The sequence below is a fragment of the Streptomyces venetus genome (genome assembly GCF_039540295.1).
GTDB lineage: Bacteria > Actinomycetota > Actinomycetes > Streptomycetales > Streptomycetaceae > Streptomyces > Streptomyces venetus.
The window spans coordinates 183,515-198,961 of the sequence record NZ_BAABET010000009.1; the positions used below are offsets into that span (position 1 = coordinate 183,515).

Annotated in this window: 13 protein-coding genes, 5 tRNA genes and 1 pseudogene; 7 read left to right on the forward strand and 12 right to left on the reverse strand. The window is 73.6% G+C overall.

The genetic code is table 11. The annotated features are described in order from the left end of the window. Positions 1–56: 56 nt before the first annotated feature. Together ABEA82_RS28195 and ABEA82_RS28200 are read right to left on the reverse strand one after the other, a co-directional pair. Positions 57–209, reverse strand: coding sequence for a hypothetical protein (locus ABEA82_RS28195; RefSeq protein WP_167545780.1), 153 nt, complete (start codon positions 207–209; stop codon positions 57–59). Positions 210–361: 152 nt separating this feature from the next. Next, a complete protein-coding gene (locus tag ABEA82_RS28200; protein WP_345664496.1) occupies positions 362–799 on the reverse strand; it encodes a hypothetical protein in 438 nt (145 codons plus the stop codon). Between the two features lie 191 nt (positions 800–990). Between ABEA82_RS28200 and ABEA82_RS28205 the strand changes: the two genes are divergently transcribed. Then, the gene (locus ABEA82_RS28205) at positions 991–1,521 is read left to right on the forward strand and encodes a DsbA family protein (RefSeq protein ID WP_345664497.1); all 531 of its coding nucleotides are present in this window, start codon (positions 991–993) and stop codon (positions 1,519–1,521) included. A gap of 44 nt (positions 1,522–1,565) precedes the next feature. On the opposite strand, the pseudogene ABEA82_RS28210 reads toward ABEA82_RS28205, so the two are convergent. The 3 genes and pseudogenes from ABEA82_RS28210 to ABEA82_RS28220 all read right to left on the reverse strand — a co-directional run bounded on the left by ABEA82_RS28210 (position 1,566) and on the right by ABEA82_RS28220 (position 4,308). Then, positions 1,566–2,388 (reverse strand): annotated as a pseudogene (locus tag ABEA82_RS28210) (GNAT family N-acetyltransferase). 55 nt (positions 2,389–2,443) lie between these two features. After that, positions 2,444–3,265 (reverse strand): aminotransferase class IV, encoded by an 822-nt coding sequence (locus tag ABEA82_RS28215; RefSeq protein WP_345664498.1) that lies wholly within the window; start codon positions 3,263–3,265, stop codon positions 2,444–2,446. Further along, positions 3,262–4,308, reverse strand: a complete 1,047-nt coding sequence (locus ABEA82_RS28220) for a chorismate-binding protein (RefSeq protein WP_345664499.1) — start codon at positions 4,306–4,308, stop codon at positions 3,262–3,264. Before ABEA82_RS28220 ends, ABEA82_RS28215 begins: the two co-directional genes overlap by 4 nt. Positions 4,309–4,485: 177 nt before the next feature. On the opposite strand from ABEA82_RS28220, the gene ABEA82_RS28225 reads away from it, so the two are divergent. From ABEA82_RS28225 to ABEA82_RS28245, 5 genes are all read left to right on the forward strand, one after another. Continuing rightward, a tRNA-Gly gene (locus ABEA82_RS28225) sits at positions 4,486–4,558 on the forward strand. Positions 4,559–4,594: 36 nt separating this feature from the next. Then, positions 4,595–4,668 (forward strand) — tRNA-Cys (locus ABEA82_RS28230). 1 nt (position 4,669) lies between these two features. Continuing rightward, a tRNA-Val gene (locus ABEA82_RS28235) sits at positions 4,670–4,741 on the forward strand. 26 nt (positions 4,742–4,767) lie between these two features. Beyond that, positions 4,768–4,839 (forward strand) — tRNA-Val (locus ABEA82_RS28240). Between the two features lie 43 nt (positions 4,840–4,882). After that, positions 4,883–4,954 (forward strand) — tRNA-Val (locus ABEA82_RS28245). A gap of 65 nt (positions 4,955–5,019) precedes the next feature. Here the strand turns inward: ABEA82_RS28245 and ABEA82_RS28250 are convergent. From ABEA82_RS28250 to ABEA82_RS28265, 4 genes are all read right to left on the reverse strand, one after another. Next, on the reverse strand, positions 5,020–5,310 hold the full coding sequence (locus ABEA82_RS28250; RefSeq protein WP_345664500.1) for a TFIIB-type zinc ribbon-containing protein: 291 nt from the start codon (positions 5,308–5,310) through the stop codon (positions 5,020–5,022). A gap of 79 nt (positions 5,311–5,389) precedes the next feature. After that, on the reverse strand, positions 5,390–6,334 hold the full coding sequence (locus ABEA82_RS28255; protein WP_345664501.1) for a phosphotransferase family protein: 945 nt from the start codon (positions 6,332–6,334) through the stop codon (positions 5,390–5,392). Between the two features lie 315 nt (positions 6,335–6,649). Further along, positions 6,650–6,859 carry a hypothetical protein gene (locus ABEA82_RS28260; RefSeq protein ID WP_345664502.1) on the reverse strand — a complete coding sequence of 70 codons (210 nt, stop codon included), beginning with the start codon at positions 6,857–6,859 and terminating at the stop codon, positions 6,650–6,652. A gap of 234 nt (positions 6,860–7,093) precedes the next feature. Then, complete coding sequence (locus ABEA82_RS28265) at positions 7,094–7,342, reverse strand: hypothetical protein (RefSeq protein WP_425588564.1); 249 nt, start codon at positions 7,340–7,342, stop codon at positions 7,094–7,096. A 186-nt stretch (positions 7,343–7,528) separates the two neighbouring features. Between ABEA82_RS28265 and ABEA82_RS28270 the strand changes: the two genes are divergently transcribed. Beyond that, complete coding sequence (locus tag ABEA82_RS28270; RefSeq protein WP_345664504.1) at positions 7,529–8,944, forward strand: serine/threonine-protein kinase; 1,416 nt, start codon at positions 7,529–7,531, stop codon at positions 8,942–8,944. 122 nt (positions 8,945–9,066) lie between these two features. Here ABEA82_RS28270 and ABEA82_RS28275 read toward each other — a convergent pair whose 3' ends face one another. The 3 genes from ABEA82_RS28275 to cobT all read right to left on the reverse strand — a co-directional run bounded on the left by ABEA82_RS28275 (position 9,067) and on the right by cobT (position 15,433). Next, a complete protein-coding gene (locus ABEA82_RS28275; RefSeq protein WP_345664505.1) occupies positions 9,067–9,885 on the reverse strand; it encodes a TrmH family RNA methyltransferase in 819 nt (272 codons plus the stop codon). Positions 9,886–9,949: 64 nt separating this feature from the next. Next, positions 9,950–11,191, reverse strand: a complete 1,242-nt coding sequence (gene cobA / locus ABEA82_RS28280) for a uroporphyrinogen-III C-methyltransferase (protein ID WP_345664506.1) — start codon at positions 11,189–11,191, stop codon at positions 9,950–9,952. Positions 11,192–11,377: 186 nt separating this feature from the next. Then, complete coding sequence (cobT, locus tag ABEA82_RS28285; RefSeq protein WP_345664507.1) at positions 11,378–15,433, reverse strand: nicotinate-nucleotide--dimethylbenzimidazole phosphoribosyltransferase; 4,056 nt, start codon at positions 15,431–15,433, stop codon at positions 11,378–11,380. Positions 15,434–15,447: the final 14 nt, after the last annotated feature.

Here is a 15,447-nt window from a genome sequence, read left to right on the forward strand (position 1 = left end):
GGGACATCGACGCCGACGCGGTCCCGGCGGATGGCGCCGGGTACCGCGGGTGAGGCTCACAGCAGCAGCAGGTCGTGCAACGAGGCCATGAGCAGCAGGCTCCCGATCACCGCAAGGAAGATCATCAGCGGTGGCTGGGAAAGGGCGAAAAGACAACCGCGGGGCTCGTCCTGCGGCGGCGCGGGGTCGCTCTGTGTGGTGTCCAGCATCTCGCGGTGATGATGGCGCAGTCGGCCGACCGGACGCGATCAGCGTCCCTGTTCGGAGCGGGAGTGCGCCGATTCCGCGAGGTCCCGTTCGGGTTGTGATCACTTCCGCGCGCCCGCGGACCCACTGTGACGATTCAGCCGGTGCGGGCCCCTCAGATGCCGTGCTTCTTGAGGATGGCCTCGATGTCGCTGAAGTCGTCGTCTCCCCGGGGAGCCGCCGCGGGCCGGGCAGCGGGGCGGGAACCCTGGCCCAGGGAGGGCGCCGAGGCCGCCGGGGCCACCGCGTCGGGCCGGTCCGCCGCCCGGGCGGCTCTGCGCTCCTTGCGGGTGCCGCCGCGGCGGCGCTCCACGACGCGCGTGGTCATGAAGAGCACCCACGCGACGCCGAGCACGCCGAAGCCGGCCCAGGCCGTCGGGCTGAAGGCGGTGTCGGCCAGCCACTCGACGACCCCGGTCATCACCAGGCCGATCGGCACGAGCGAGTAGGCCGCGATACGGGTGGCCGTGAGGTAGCGCTTGCGGTACGCCGTGACGACCGCAATGCCCAGGCCTGCCGCGGACACGGCGGAGCAGACGGTCTCGGTAATCATCCGGTCCTCCAGCGTGGCGCGGTCGAGCAGGGGTTTCGTCCCTTCCATCCTGCACCCGCCGCACCCCGGCGGGCCATGCCGCGGCCGGACATCAGGGACATCTCCGGGTCGTCTCCTCCGCAGGTGCCGGTGCCCCCGGCCCGGGTACGTCCGATTGGGGTACCGACCCCGAGGGCTGGAAGACTGTCGGCATGAGCGACTCCTCCCCCGCCCGTCCCGCCGCCCCCGTGCTCGAGGTCTGGTGCGACCTGCAGTGCCCGGACTGCCGTACCGCCCTGGGCGACCTCGGTGCCCTGCGCGCCCGCTACGGCGACCGCCTGGAGGTGCGGCTGCGGCACTTCCCGCTGGAGAAGAACAAGCACGCCTTCGCCGCCGCCCAGGCCGCCGAGGAGGCGTGGGAGCAGGGCCGGGGCTGGCCGTACGTCGAGGCGCTGCTCGGCCGCGTCGAGCAGCTGGGCCGTGAGGGAGAACCCTTCCTGGTCGAGCTGGCCCGCGAACTGGACCTGGACGCCGAAGAGTTCGACACCGCGCTGATCGACGGCCGGCACATCCTGTTCGTGGACGCCGACCAGGCCGAGGGCAAGGCGATCGGCGTGACCGGCACCCCGACGTACGTCATCGGCGGTGAGCGCCTCGACGGCGGCAAGAGCCAGGAGGGGCTGCGCGAGCGGATCGAGGAGATCGCGGACCGGCTGCTGGCGGAGCAGGGGCAGCAGGACTGACCCGTCCGGCCCCGGTCCCCGGCCCCGTGCCCCACGCCGGGCCGCTACAGGAGCGGCTTGTACATGGCGTACTGCCGGGTCTCGTAGCCGAGCGACGCGTAGAGCCGTTCCGCCGGATCGTTGCCGGCGAAGACGTTGAGGCCGATGGTCCGCCTGCCCTCGACGATCGCCTGGGCCTCGGCCAGCAGCATGAGGGTGCGGCCGTGTCCTCTGCCCCGGTGGGCGGCGTGGGTCTCGACGTCGAAGACGAAGGCGTCGTCCTCGCGCACCGCGAGCCACAGCGTGCCCACCGGTCTCCCGTCGTGTTCCACGACGCTGATGAGTGCGCCGGGGGTGGCGAGGCCGTCGGGCAGCAGGACGGCGTGGTCGCGCTCGGACTTGGCCCGGGCCTCGGCCTCCGGAACGCCTCGCTCCATCCAGCTCCGCGCGTAGTCCTCCTCGCTCTTCTCCAGCCAGGGGCCGAACTCCGCTTCGGTCATGGGCCGGGCGCGGCTGCCTTCCGGCAGGTCCGGCGGGGTGTCGCCGAGGGGTTTCTCCATGCCGCGGTTGCGTACGACGTAGCCGAGCGCCGTGGCGAGCCGGAACGCCGGCCCGGAGTCGGCGGGCACCACCGCCTCGATACGGCGGCACCCCCAGCCGCGCGCCACCTCCTCCGCGGCGAGCGCGGCCACCGTCCCCCGGCCGCGTCCGCGGTCCGGCTCCGATGCGCAGGCTCTGGACCTGGGCCACGGCGTCGCCGAACACGGGATGCGTGCCGAGGAGTATCGCCCCTACGGGACGGCTGTTCACACACACCTGATAGCGGCGCGAGCGCGTCCCGTCGGCGTTCTGCTGAAGCGGCTCGGTCGGCCGCAGGGTCGTGGTCATCAGAGGTGTTCTACCCGCGGTCCACGGCCCCGGTCAGCCGAATATCCGAGTGCTGTCAGGGGTCGAGATCGTTCCCGGACCGCTCCTCGAAGATCCGCATGGCCTTGGCCGTCACCGGACCCGGCGCGCCCGGCAGCTCTCGGTCGTCGACCCGGTGCACGGCCTGCACGTCCCGCAGCGTGGACGTGAGGAAGACCTCGTCGGCCCGCTGGAGGGCGTCGAGCGGCAGGTCGGTCTCCTCGGCGCCGGTCCACTCGATCGCCAGCGCGCGCGTGACGCCGGCGAGACAGCCCGAGGCGAGCGGCGGGGTGTACAACTCGCCGTCGAGGACCACGAAGACGTTGGAGCCGGTGCCCTCGCAGAGCTGTCCCACCGTGTTGGCGAACAGCGCCTCGGTCGCGCCCTGTTCCCGGGCCCGGGCGAGGGCGACGACGTTCTCGGCGTACGAAGTGGTCTTCAGGCCGGTGAGCGCGCCGCGCTCGTTGCGGGTCCAGGGGACCGTGATCACGGCGGTGGAGTCGGGACGGCGGGTGGTGGCGCCGAGGGCGACCACGAGGGTCGGGCCGTGCTCGCCGCGGTCGGACCCGAGGGGGCCGTGGCCGCCGGTGTAGGTGATGCGGAGACGGCCGAGCGGCGCCGGGTTGGCGTCGAGGACGGCGGCACAGGCCCGGCGCACCTCGTCGTGGTCCGGGTCCGGCAGCCCGAGGCCGCGTGCCGACCGGGTCAGCCGGTCGAGGTGCCGGGTGAGCGCGAACGCCTGGCCGTGCACGGTCTTCACCGTCTCGAAGATGCCGTCGCCCACGGTCAGCCCGTGGTCGAAGACGGAGACACGGGCGGACTCGATGTCCTGCAACCCGCCGTCGAGCCAGATCTTCACGTCAGGTCATCCTCTCCACTCACCTCGTACGCTCCCGACGCTATCGCGAGCAGCCGGGCCGCCTTCAGCTCGGTCTCCCGCCACTCTCCCTCGGGATCCGATCCCCAGGTGATCCCGGCGCCGGTGCCGAAACGCAGCATGCCGCCCGCCCGGTCGATCCAGAAGGTACGGATGCCGACGGCCAGCTCACCGGCCTTCCGGTCGGCGTCGACCCAGCCGATCCCGCCGCAGTACGGGCCCCTGGGCGCGGTCTCCAGCGCGTCGATGATCCGCAGGGCGCTCGACTTGGGCGCTCCGGTGACCGATCCGGGCGGGAACGCGGCGTCCAGCAGTTCGGCCCAGCCGGCCCCGTCGCCCAGTTCACCGCGGACCGTCGACACGAGGTGGACCAGCCCCGGGTGCTTCTCGACGGCGCACAGGTCGGGCACCGTCACGCTGCCGGTGGCGCAGACCCGCCCGATGTCGTTGCGGACCAGGTCCACGATCATCACGTTCTCGGCGTAGTCCTTCCGCAGCAGGTCCGCCTCGGTGCGTCCGGTGCCCTTGATCGGCCCGGACTCGACGACCCGGCCGTCGCGCCGCAGGAACAGTTCGGGGGACGCGGTGGCGATCTCCACGCCGTGACGCGGCAGGCGGATCGTTCCTGCATAGGGTGCCGGGTTGCCTCGGGCCAGCAGTGCGGTGAGGGCGTCGACGTCGGCGCCGGGCGGGACGGGCGCGGACAGCACCCGGCACAGGTTCGCCTGGTAGACCTCGCCGGCCGCGATGTGCTCGCGGATCCGCCGCACCGCCGCCGTGTACGCCGCGCGGTCGAGCGAGGACGTCCACGCACCCACCGCCGGGCCCCGCCAGGCGCCCGGCACGGGAGCGGGCACCGGTGATGTCCGCACCTCCCGGAAGCGCGCGCAGGTCAGACGGCCCTCGAAGTCGGCGCAGACGGCCCAGAAGCCACTGGATTCCAGGGCCGCGGGGTCGTCGGTGACGTCGAGGAGCCCGGTGGCGACGCGGTCGCCGAAGCGGGCGAGAGGAGGGTGGTCGAGCACGCAGTCGAGTCTATGGCGGTGTCGCGCGGGTGACCGGGGCGTGTCCCGTCGGGGGCCTCCGCGACGCGCCTGAGCAGGGGAAGCGCAGCACGCTGCACAAACGCGTTTTTGTACTGGCACCGGAATCCGCTAGAGTTCAACACGTCGCCGGGCCGCGAGAGCGGACCGAAACGACAAGCGGACGTAGCTCAGTTGGTAGAGCGCAACCTTGCCAAGGTTGAGGTCGCGAGTTCGAGCCTCGTCGTCCGCTCGAGGAACAGGGGGCTTCCCGGCCCCCTACACTCCTGGTGGAGTGGCCGAGAGGCGAGGCAACGGCCTGCAAAGCCGTCTACACGGGTTCAAATCCCGTCTCCACCTCCAAGGACGATTAGCTCAGCGGGAGAGCGCTTCCCTGACACGGAAGAGGTCACTGGTTCAATCCCAGTATCGTCCACTGGATCTCGTCGAAGATCCGAACCCGCGCGATTAGCTCAGCGGGAGAGCGCTTCCCTGACACGGAAGAGGTCACTGGTTCAATCCCAGTATCGCGCACGCAGTGCCCATGATCCGCCGCACAGCGTGGTCATGGTCCCGAGGACGATTAGCTCAGCGGGAGAGCGCTTCCCTGACACGGAAGAGGTCACTGGTTCAATCCCAGTATCGTCCACATCACACCGGAGCCCCCGGCCGAGCGAATCGGCCGGGGGCTTCGTGGTGGTCACGCTCGTCGTGTCACGACGAGAAGAGCATGTGCCCGAAGCTCTTGTGGCGGTGGTGACCGTGATGGCCGTGGTGACCGTGGCCGCCGTGCGGGGCGCCCCAGGCGGGGGCCGGCGGAGCGGGGTAGGCCTGCGGGGCGGGCGGGGGCGGCGGGGCGCCCTGGGACCACTGGGACTCCAGGCGGGTCAGCGACTCCAGCTCGCCGTAGTCGAGAAAGATCCCTCGGCAGCCGCTGCACTGCTCGATCTGGACGCCGTTGCGGTTGTACGTGTGCATCGGCGCACGACACTTCGGACACTGCATGGTCGTTCAACTCCTCGCCGGTCGGTCCTGCTTCGTATGTCGTCAGGACAGACTCTGTCCCGCTGTGGTCGGTTGCACCCTACTTCGCGTACTCCCGCCTCAACTGCGGCGGGACGGCAGCCATTCGGTCACAGGCGTCCACGACCGACCGCTCCACCTCGTCCAGGGGCCGGCCGGCCGCGGCCGCCTTGGCGACGGCCCGGGCCGCGGTCTGCACGGTGAGGGCACGGGCGGGGACGTCCAGAGACGGCCAGGGGTCGCCGTCGGCGGGGACGGCGGGACCCCCGGCCACCCTGTAGGCGGTGAGGAACCGGGTCCATTCGTCGGGCGGAAGCAGCCCGCAGGCATACCAGGCGGCGGGCCGGGCGAGGTCCCAGGCCGGGACGCCGACGCCGAGGTCGTCCACGTCGATCAGCAGCCAGGGGCCCTCGGGAACGGGGTGGCGTACGAGCTGGCCGAGGTGGAGGTCGCCGTGGCACAGCGTGGTGGTGTCCGGCATCGGGGCCTCGGCGCGAGACCAGGCGGGGAGGGTGCTCCAGGCGTTGAGGACGGGGGCGGCAGCGGGATGCGGGCCGGCCTCGCGGAGCCGGTCGAGGGCACGGGCCGCCTTGGCGGGACCGCGCATGACGGGCAGGGCGTCCGGCGCCGGTGTGCGGTGCAGCCGGGCGAGCAGTGTGGCGGCGGCCTCCCAGGGGGCCGCGTCCGGGTCGTCCGGGTCCACGGGTGTCCCGTACGGCCAGAACGTCACGAGTCGGTCGTGCAGGGCCGCCGGGGTCGGGGCGAGCGGTGGCAGGAGGATGCCGGGGTGGGCCGTGGCGGTGGCGAGGCGGCTGGCCAGTTCGGTGGGGTCGGTGTCCGGGGGGTGGGCCTTCGCGACGGTGTCCGCGTGCCGGACGACGGTGCCGTCGGGGCGGTCCGCCAGGGTGACGGCTGCTCCGCAGGGGCACGTTGGGGAGCGGGTGTGGGCGGTGGCTCGGGCCTGGGTGGTGAGGGCGTGCAGGAGTGGGGCCGGGGCGGGGGTCACGGGGTGAGGGTACGCGGGGGCGGGGTGCGGGACTGTGAGTTTCAGGTGCTCGGCGCTGGGGCTGGGAGCGGGGGGTACCGCAGCCCGGAGTAGCGGGGTGCCGCTGCGCCCACCCTCCCCCAAGCTCTCGGCTTCGCTCGCGCAGGGGCCCCCATCGCCCCAGCGGCACGACTGTCCGCAGCTGGGGGCAAAGCAATGCCGGCGCAGCTCCCCAGCTGCGCCGGCATTTTTGCCGTCCGCCGCACCCCCGTCCCCACGGGGTTTCATGGGTGGATGTCCCCGCCCGGACCGCTCTTCCGGGCCTGGGGTCGCCGCTCAGCGCCCCAGCATCTCTCCCACGGACGACGCCTGTGTGGCCACTGTCTCCCACCCGTCGAAGACGAGGAGGAGCAGGACCGCCAGGGGAAGGGCCATCAGCGTGGCCACCACGGGGTGGCGACGACCCTGGCGGCGGGAGCGGAACGCGGCGGCGTACGCCTTGCGTCCCTCCTCGCGGATCATCGTCCGCGCCGCCGTGTGGGCCATGGCCCTCTCCTGACCGTTCTCAGTTGTCATGGGCAGCGGCGGGTGTCTGACCTCGGGGGACGAGTGCTGCCACCCGCCGCTTGACCTCAAATCTAGGCGTCCGGCCCTTCCGGGGCGTCATGCCCTCGTACCGATTGCCGGGCCTCCCGGAGGATGAGCCGTCGCCCGCGATGTACTCCCCTGGGTGGAGACGCGGAGCGGGGTCTCAGGGTGTTCCCCGAGGGGAAGCCCGGCTCACTCCGCTTTGTCCTGACTTTCCTTCCGGGGAGCCGGCTGCTCCACCCGCCCCCGCACCCAGTTCGCCACAAAGCGTGCCGTACGCACCACTGTCCCCCTACGCGTGACTTCGCTCACTTCCATGACACCTCGGCGTACCGTCGTCCCCGCCCCGCGGACCGCCCTGCTCGTCGGCACCTCGTCCGTGCGGATCGCGTCACCGGCGGCCACGGCTGTTCGCACAGGATCACGCTGTAGGGGTCCAATCCCCCGTCCCTTACGGGCGGTTGGGTCACGGCCCGATGGGAACAGGTCCCGTTCGCACGCTCCGTGACCACCTTTCAAATCTCCCACCCACCACTGACAATCCGTCGCCCCCGGAGGGCGCGGCCTCTGCGCGCCGGCGGTCATGGAAACGTAAGCTGTGGCTCGTCACAGGACCGGGCAGCGGGGATGAACATGGCGATGATGCGCCTGAGGCGCGAGGACCCGCGCGTCGTCGGCTCGTTCAGGCTTCACAGACGGCTTGGCGCGGGCGGGATGGGCGTGGTCTATCTGGGCTCCGACAAGAAGGGGCAGCGGGTCGCGCTCAAGGTCATCCGCCCCGACCTGGCGGAGGATCAGGAGTTCCGCTCGCGGTTCGCGCGTGAGGTCTCGGCCGCGCGGCGGATCCGGGGCGGCTGTACGGCCCGGCTCGTGGCCGCCGACCTCGACGCGGAGCGGCCCTGGTTCGCCACCCAGTACGTACCCGGCCCCTCCCTGCACGACAAGGTCGCCGCCGAGGGACCGCTCTCCGCGGCCGATGTCGCCGCCGTCGGTGCCGCGCTGTCGGAGGGCCTGGTCGCCGTGCACGAGGCCGGGGTCGTGCACCGGGACCTGAAGCCGTCCAACATCCTGCTGTCCCCCAAGGGGCCGCGGATCATCGACTTCGGCATCGCCTGGGCCACCGGTGCCTCGACACTCACCCACGTCGGTACGGCGGTCGGCTCGCCGGGCTTCCTCGCGCCGGAGCAGGTGCGCGGGGCCGCCGTCACGCCGGCCACGGACGTCTTCTCGCTCGGTGCCACGCTCGCGTACTCCTCGATGGGCGACTCGCCCTTCGGGCACGGCAGTTCCGAGGTGATGCTGTACCGCGTCGTGCACGAGGAGGCACAGCTGCACGGCGTGCCCGACGCCCTGGCCCCGCTCGTCCGGGCGTGCCTGGCCAAGGACCCCGAGGAGCGGCCGAGCACCCTCCAACTGTCGCTGCGGCTGAAGGAGATCGCGGCCCGCGAGTCGCATGACCTCACCGGTGTACGGCCCCCCGCGCCGCGCGGCGCCGAGACCGAGCGGCTCGCCGACACCTACCCCGAGCGCACCAGGCGGCCGCAGGGGCAGCCGGGTGCGGGGGCGTCCGGCGTGCAACGGGGCCGGGGCACTCCCCCGCCCCGGGGTTCGGCTCCCGTGGGGGACGGGGCACCCCGGCGCGGAAGCGGCCCGCAGGGCAACGGGAAACCGGCGGGGCGCGGTGCCCGCGGTGGTGCTCCGGCGGGTGGCGGCTCCCCTCGTGGCGGCTCCCCGTCACGGTCCGGATCGAGGCCGACGCCCACCGGGCGCAACGGGACGCGGTCGAACAGCGGCAGCCGGCCGGCTCCGCACAGCGGGACCGGACGCCCGGCGTCCAGGAACACGGGGACCCGGCTGCGGCCCGCCAACCCGCGGTTGCTGCGGCAGCGGTTGTTCGTGTTCGTCGTCGTCACACTCGTCGTGGCGCTCGGCATCGCCCTCGTCCAGGGCTGCCAGGGGCCGGCGCGAGGGCTCGGCGGCGACGGGGGAGGCGTGCGTCAGGAGCGCGTTCAGCAGGGACACGCTCCGCCGCAGGACTTCTGACCGTAGGGCCTCGGGCCGTAGGGCTTCAGACCCGAAGGACCACGGGCGGTATGGCTTCAGAGCGTAGAACCTCGGGCCGTAGGACGCCGGCGCCGCTGGGCCGCGCTGCGCCACGACGGTCCCTAGGCCTGCGGGCGGCCGGTTGCCACGGCGTAGAAGGCGACGGCGGCCGCCGCGCCCACGTTGAGGGAGTCGACGCCGTGGGACATGGGGATGCGGACCCATTCGTCGGCGGCCACCAGGGCCTGGGTGGACAGGCCGTCGCCCTCCGCGCCCAGCATCAGGGCCACCCGGTCCATGGTGTGCGGGGCGGCCTCGTCGAGAGGGCGGGCCTTCTCGTCGGGGGTGAGGGCGAGGAGCGTGAAGCCGGCCTCGCGGACCGACTCCAGGCCCTTCGGCCAGCTGTCCAGACGGGCGTACGGGACGGAGAAGACCGCGCCCATGGAGACCTTCACGCTGCGGCGGTAGAGGGGGTCGGCGCAGTCCGGGGAGAGCAGGACCGCGTCCATGCCGAGGGCGGCGGCCGAGCGGAAGATCGCGCCGATGTTGGTGTGGTCGTTGACCGACTCCATGATCACGACACGGCGGGTCCTGCGGAGCAGGTCGGCCGCCGTCGGCAGGGGTTTTCGCTGCATGGAGGCGAGCGCCCCGCGGTGCACGTGGTAGCCGGTGACCCGCTCGGCGAGCTCCGGGCTGACGGCGTAGACCGGGGCGGGGAGCTCGTCGATGACGTCGCGCATGACGTCGACCCACTTGGCCGAGAGCAGCATGGACCGCATCTCGTAACCGGCTTCCTTGGCCCTTCGGATGACCTTCTCGCCCTCGGCGATGAAGAGGCCCTCGGCGGGTTCGCGCTTGCGGCGCAGCTCCACGTCGGTCAGGCCGGTGTAGTCGCGCAGGCGCGGGTCGTCGGGATCCTCGACGGTGATGAGATCGGCCACAGGGTGATACTGCCTTGTCCTGGGTGCGGTGCCAACGGCTGGGGACGGGTTGGGTTACCCGGGGTTACTCGCTCGGTGCGGCGACCGGAGGGCCGACCTTCACGACCTCGCCGATGACGATGACCGCCGGGGGCTTCACGTCCTCGGTCCGTACCGTCTCGGCGACCGTCGCGAGGGTCGCGTCGACGCGGCGCTGAGCGGCCGTCGTACCCTCCTGGACGAGGGCGACGGGGGTGTCGGCCGGCTTTCCGTGCGCGACGAGCGTCTCGGCGATCTTTCCGATCTTGTCGACGCCCATGAGGATCACCAGTGTGCCGGTCAGCCTGGCCAGGGACGGCCAGTCGACCAGGGAGCGCTCGTCGTCGGGCGCGACATGGCCGCTCACCACGGTGAACTCGTGGGCGACCCCGCGGTGGGTGACCGGGATGCCGGCCGCGCTCGGGACCGAGATCGAGCTGGAGATGCCGGGGACGACCGTGCAGGGGATGCCGACCTCGGCGAGGGCCTGGAGCTCCTCCATGCCGCGCCCGAAGACGTACGGGTCGCCGCCCTTCAGACGGACGACCGACTTGCCCTGCTTCGCGTGCTCGATCAGCGCGTTGTTGATGGCCTCCTGGGCCATGAAACGGCCGTAGGGGATCTTCGCCGCGTCGATCACCTCGACGTGGGGCGGGAGTTCCGCGAGGAGGTCGCGGGGGCCGAGGCGGTCCGCGATGACGACGTCCGCCTCGGCGAGCAGACGCCGGCCGCGGACCGTGATCAGGTCCGGGTCACCGGGGCCGCCGCCGACCAGGGCGACGCCGGGCGTGCGGGTGCGGTGGTGCGGGGCGACCAGCGTGCCGTCGCGCAGGCCCTCGACGACGGCGTCCCGGATGGCGGCGGTGTGGCGGGGGTCGCGGCCACGGGCGTCCGTGGTGAGGACGGCGACCGTGACGCCCTCGCTGTGGCCCGTGGCCGGGGTCCAGGCCGTCGCCTCGTCGGCGTCGTCGGAGCGGACGCACCAGACGCGGTGGCGCTCCGCCTCGGCGGAGGCCCGGGTGTTGGCGTCGACGTCGCCGGTGGCGATCAGCGCGTACCAGGCGTCGGTGAGGTCGCCTTCCTCGTAGGGGCGCCGGTGCCAGGTGATCTCGCCGGCGTCGGCCATGGCCTGGACGGAAGGGGTGACCTCGGGAGACACGAGATGGACGTCCGCGCCTGCCGCGATGAGGGCGGGGAGGCGGCGCTGGGCGACCTGACCGCCGCCGAGGACGACCACGCGGCGGCCGGTGAGGCGGAGGCCTACGGGGTAGGCGGGGTGTTCGGCCATGAGGGTGTGGCTCCTGTTGTGGCGGTGTTCGGTGCCCTGACGTGCGGATTTTAAGGCGCGGGGAGTTTCGGGGGCGAGGGTGTCCGGTGGCTGGGCATCGTGGCCGGGTGCGGGTGCGTGGGTCCGTGGCCACCCGTTCCGTCCTGCGGAACGGGTGCCCACGGACTCACGAGGACCCGAGAAGCCTTACTTCTCGGTGACTCCCGCCGAGTCGAACGTCGCCACCTCGTGCATCGCCCTGGCCGTGCTCTGGACCAGGGGGAGGGCGAGCAGGGCGCCCGTGCCCTCGCCCAGCCTCAGGTCCAGATCGACCAGGGGGCGCAGGCCCAGCTTGTTGAGGGCTGCCACGTGGCCCGGCTCGGCGCTTCGGTGGCCGGCGATGCAGGCGGCCAGGACCTCCGGGGCGATGGCGCGGGCCACCAGGGCGGCGGCACCGGCGCTGACGCCGTCCAGGATGACCGGCGTCCGCAGGGACGCGCCGCCGAGGAGGAGGCCGACGATGGCGGCGTGCTCGAACCCGCCGATCGCGGCGAGCACACCGATCGGGTCGGCCGGGTCCGGCTGGTGCAGCTCCAGGGCGCGGCGGACGACCTCGGTCTTGCGGGCGAGGGTCTCGTCGTTGATGCCGGTGCCCCGGCCCGTGACCTCGGCCGGGTCCGCACCCGTGAACACGGAGATCAGCGCGGCGGACGCGGTGGTGTTGGCGATGCCCATCTCCCCGGTGAGCAGGGCCTTGTTGCCGGCGGCGACCAGGTCGCGGGCGGTCTCGATGCCCACCTCGATGGCCTGCTTGGCCTCCTCGCGGGTCATCGCGGGGCCGGTGGTCAGGTCGGACGTACCGGCACGGACCTTGCGGGGCAGCAGGCCCGGGGTCGCCGGCAGGTCGGCGGCCACGCCCACGTCCACGATGCAGACCTCGGCGCCCACCTGGGTGGCGAAGGCGTTGCAGACGGCTCCGCCGCCGAGGAAGTTGGCCACCATCTGGGCCGTGACCTCCTGCGGCCAGGGGGTGACGCCTTGGGCGTGGACACCGTGGTCACCGGCGAAGATCGCGACGGCCGCGGGCTCCGGGATGGGCGGCGGGCACTGGCGGGACAGGCCGGACAGCTGTGCGGAGATGATCTCCAGCATGCCCAGCGCACCGGCCGGTTTGGTCATACGCTTCTGGCGCTCCCACGCCTCGCCGAGCGCCTTGGCGTCCAGCGGGCGGATCTGCGCCACGGTCTCGGCGAGCAGGTCGTGCGGTTCCTCTCCGGGCAGTGCGCGGCGGCCGTACGTCTCCTCGTGCACGACCCAGGACAGCGGGCGGCGCTTGGACCAGCCCGCCTGCAACAGCTCGGGCTCGTCCGGGAACTCGTCGACGTAACCGACGCACAGGTAGGCGATGACTTCGAGGTGCTCGGGCAGGCCGAGGGCGCGGACCATCTCGCGCTCGTCGAAGAAGCTGACCCAGCCGACGCCGAGTCCTTCGGCGCGGGCGGCGAGCCAGAGGTTCTCCACGGCCAGGGCGGCCGAGTACGGCGCCATCTGGGGCTGGGTGTGACGGCCGAGGGTGTGACGGCCGCCGCGGGTCGGGTCGGCGGTGACGACGATGTTCACCGGGGTGTCGAGGATGGCCTCGATCTTCAGTTCCTTGAACTGCTTCGCCCGGCCCTTGGGGAGGGACTTGGCGTACGCCTCGCGCTGACGCATGGCCAGTTCGTGCATCGCGCGCCGGGTGTCGGCGGAGCGGATGACGACGAAGTCCCAGGGCTGCGAGTGGCCGACGGAGGGCGCGTGGTGGGCGGCCTCCAGGACACGGAGCAGCACCTCGTGCGGGATCGGGTCGCTGCGGAAGCCGTTGCGGATGTCGCGGCGTTCGCGCATGACCTTCAGTACGGCCTCGCGCTCGGCGGGGTCGTAGGCGGGGGCGGCGGGGCCGGTGGACTGCCGTGCTTCTGCCACTGCGGCCGCGCTTTCCTCGTCGTGACGTGCCTGGTCGGCCAGGTCTTCCTGTTCGGCGGCCCGGGTGTCCAGGTCGTCGGCGTTCTGTACGAGTTCGGCGTCGCCCTCGCGGGGTGCGGGGACCATGACGACGGTGTCCGCCTCGACGACGGAAGGGGACTGCTGCGGGCCCTGGAGGACGGGCTGGGCGCTCTGCTCGTCGGAGGTCGGCACGGTGACGTCCTCGGCGGGGGCCGGCGCGGGATCGACCGGCTGCGGGGCGGGCTGCGCCACCTCGGGGGCGGGCTCCGCCGCCGGGGCGGCGGCGGTCGGCTCGGGTGCTTGCGCCGGCGCGGTGGTCTCAGCCGGGTCGGGGGTGACCGTCTCGGCAGGCTGGGCGGGCGCGGTCTCGGCGGTGGGCCGCGCCGGTGCGTCGGCGGGTGCCTCGGGAGCGGGCGTCTCGGCGGGCGCGGCAGGGGCCGGCGTCTCGGAGGCCGGGACGGCGGTGGGGTCGGCGGGCGCCTCGGGGGCGGCGGGCTGTGCAGCTGTCACCTCGGGGGCCTGCGCGGCTGTCCCGGCGTCAGTTGCCTCAGGGATCTGGGGGTTGGCCTGCGCGGCGATCGGCTCGGCAGGCTGCGTCGCGGGCTCGGCGCCGGTGGTGTGCGGCTCCTGCGCGACGGCCTCGGGGCCCACGCCCGTCGCCTGGGCCTGTGCGGCGGCGTCGGCGCCGACCTCGTCGGGCGCCCGCACGGCGGGGTCGGGGCCCGCGGGCGCGGTGGCCTCGGGGGCGGCAACCGCCTCTCCGGGGCCGGCCTCGGGTGCCGCGGCGGCGTGCTCGGGCATGACGGGAGCCTCCGGGAAGGGGACCGCTTCGGGGGCCGGTGCGGCATCGGGGACAGGAGCGGGAGCCACGCCGTGCTCCGCGGCGGCGGCCGCCGGGGCGTGTTCGCCGCCGTCGGCCAAGTCGCCTGCGGGGGTAGTGGGAGCGGCGGGGGCGAGCTGCTGCTCACCGGCCTGAACGGCACCGTCCATGACCGGGGCGGGTTCCTCGTCCCGCGCCGGTGCGGCCCCCGCCTCGGCGGGGTCACCCACGACGGCCGCGCCTTGGGCCGGCGCGGCCTGCTCGGTCGCGGCGACGACGGGATGCTCTGCCTCCGGACCGGCGCCCGCTCCGGCGGCGTCGGCCACGCCGGCCTCCGGAACGACCTGCCCGCCGGCCTCGGCGACCGCCCCGCCGGTCGCGGGAACGGCCTGCCCCGTCTCGGCGTTGGCCACGGCTTCCGGGCCGAGGCCCGCCGCTTCAGGCTCTCCGGCAACCTCCGCGCCCTGCACGGGCGCTGCCTGCGCGGCATCGGCGGCAACCGCCTGGCCCGCGTCCGCGCCGACGGCCTCCGCGCCCTCCACAGGCGCCGCCTGTCCGGGCTCGGCGGCAGCCACTTGACCCGCGTCCGGGCCGACACCGGGCTCGCCGACGGCCTCCGGGTCCTCAGTCGGCACCGCCTGCGCGGCATCGGCGGCGACCGCCTGGTCCGCCTCCGGGCCGGGGTCCGGCTCACCGGCAACTTCCGTGCCCTGCACCGGCACCGCCTGCCCGGCCTCGCCGGCGACCGCCTGGTCCGCCTCCGGGCCGGGGACGGTCGCAGGCTCCGGGGCCTGGGCGGTCGTCGGAAGTGGTTCGGCCTCGGCCGGGTGTGCCGGTGTCGGCTCGACCGTCTCCGTCGCCACGCCCGTCGCGACGGCCTGGGACGTCTCCGTCGGCTGCGGAGCCGGAACAACCGTTTCCGCAGGTGCCGCCCCGGCGCCCACCGGGGCCTGGGGCACGGTCTGGGCGCTCCAGGGAGCCGCCTGGGGCGCGAGCGGCTCAGCGGCGCGCGGTGCGTCGAGGTACTCGGGACCCGCCGACGCGGGCGCGGGCTGCCGGACGGGCGCGTCGGCGGGGCCGCGGTCGGCCAGGGAGCGGACCGGGCTGGCGGAGCTGTCGGGCAGCGGCGGGCCGAGGTGCAGCGGCCGGCGCGGGGTGATGGGCGGGATCGGCGGTGGGTCGGGCAGGCGGACGCCGCCGAGGTCGACCGAGCCGCTGTCACGGCCGGAGATCTCGTGCGGGCCCGGCTGGTGCACGGTCTCCACGACCGGCTCCGGCGCCGGCGGGGTGACCTCGTTGCCCCAGGCACCGTGGGAGCCCGGCAGCAACAGGTCCTCTTCCTCGACGGTGTCCTCGGAGAGGTAGGCGTACGCACCGTGCGCGGAGGCGCCCGGCTGCTCCACCATGCCTGCGCTCTCCGGCAGTCCCTCGCCCGGGACCTGGCCGGTGTCGGTCATGCGTACCCCTCGCC

Excerpts from the sequence above, each read along its gene's own strand:
- ABEA82_RS28260 (WP_345664502.1), bottom strand. The coding sequence starts at position 6,859 with ATGGCCCACACGGCGGCGCGGACGATGATCCGCGAGGAGGGACGCAAG.
- cobT (WP_345664507.1), bottom strand. The coding sequence starts at position 15,433 with ATGACCGACACCGGCCAGGTCCCGGGCGAGGGACTGCCGGAGAGCGCA.
- ABEA82_RS28270 (WP_345664504.1), top strand. The coding sequence starts at position 7,529 with ATGAACATGGCGATGATGCGCCTGAGGCGCGAGGACCCGCGCGTCGTC.
- ABEA82_RS28195 (WP_167545780.1), bottom strand. The coding sequence starts at position 209 with ATGCTGGACACCACACAGAGCGACCCCGCGCCGCCGCAGGACGAGCCC.
- ABEA82_RS28205 (WP_345664497.1), top strand. The coding sequence starts at position 991 with ATGAGCGACTCCTCCCCCGCCCGTCCCGCCGCCCCCGTGCTCGAGGTC.
- cobA (WP_345664506.1), bottom strand. The coding sequence starts at position 11,191 with ATGGCCGAACACCCCGCCTACCCCGTAGGCCTCCGCCTCACCGGCCGC.
- ABEA82_RS28250 (WP_345664500.1), bottom strand. The coding sequence starts at position 5,310 with ATGCAGTGTCCGAAGTGTCGTGCGCCGATGCACACGTACAACCGCAAC.
- ABEA82_RS28200 (WP_345664496.1), bottom strand. The coding sequence starts at position 799 with ATGATTACCGAGACCGTCTGCTCCGCCGTGTCCGCGGCAGGCCTGGGC.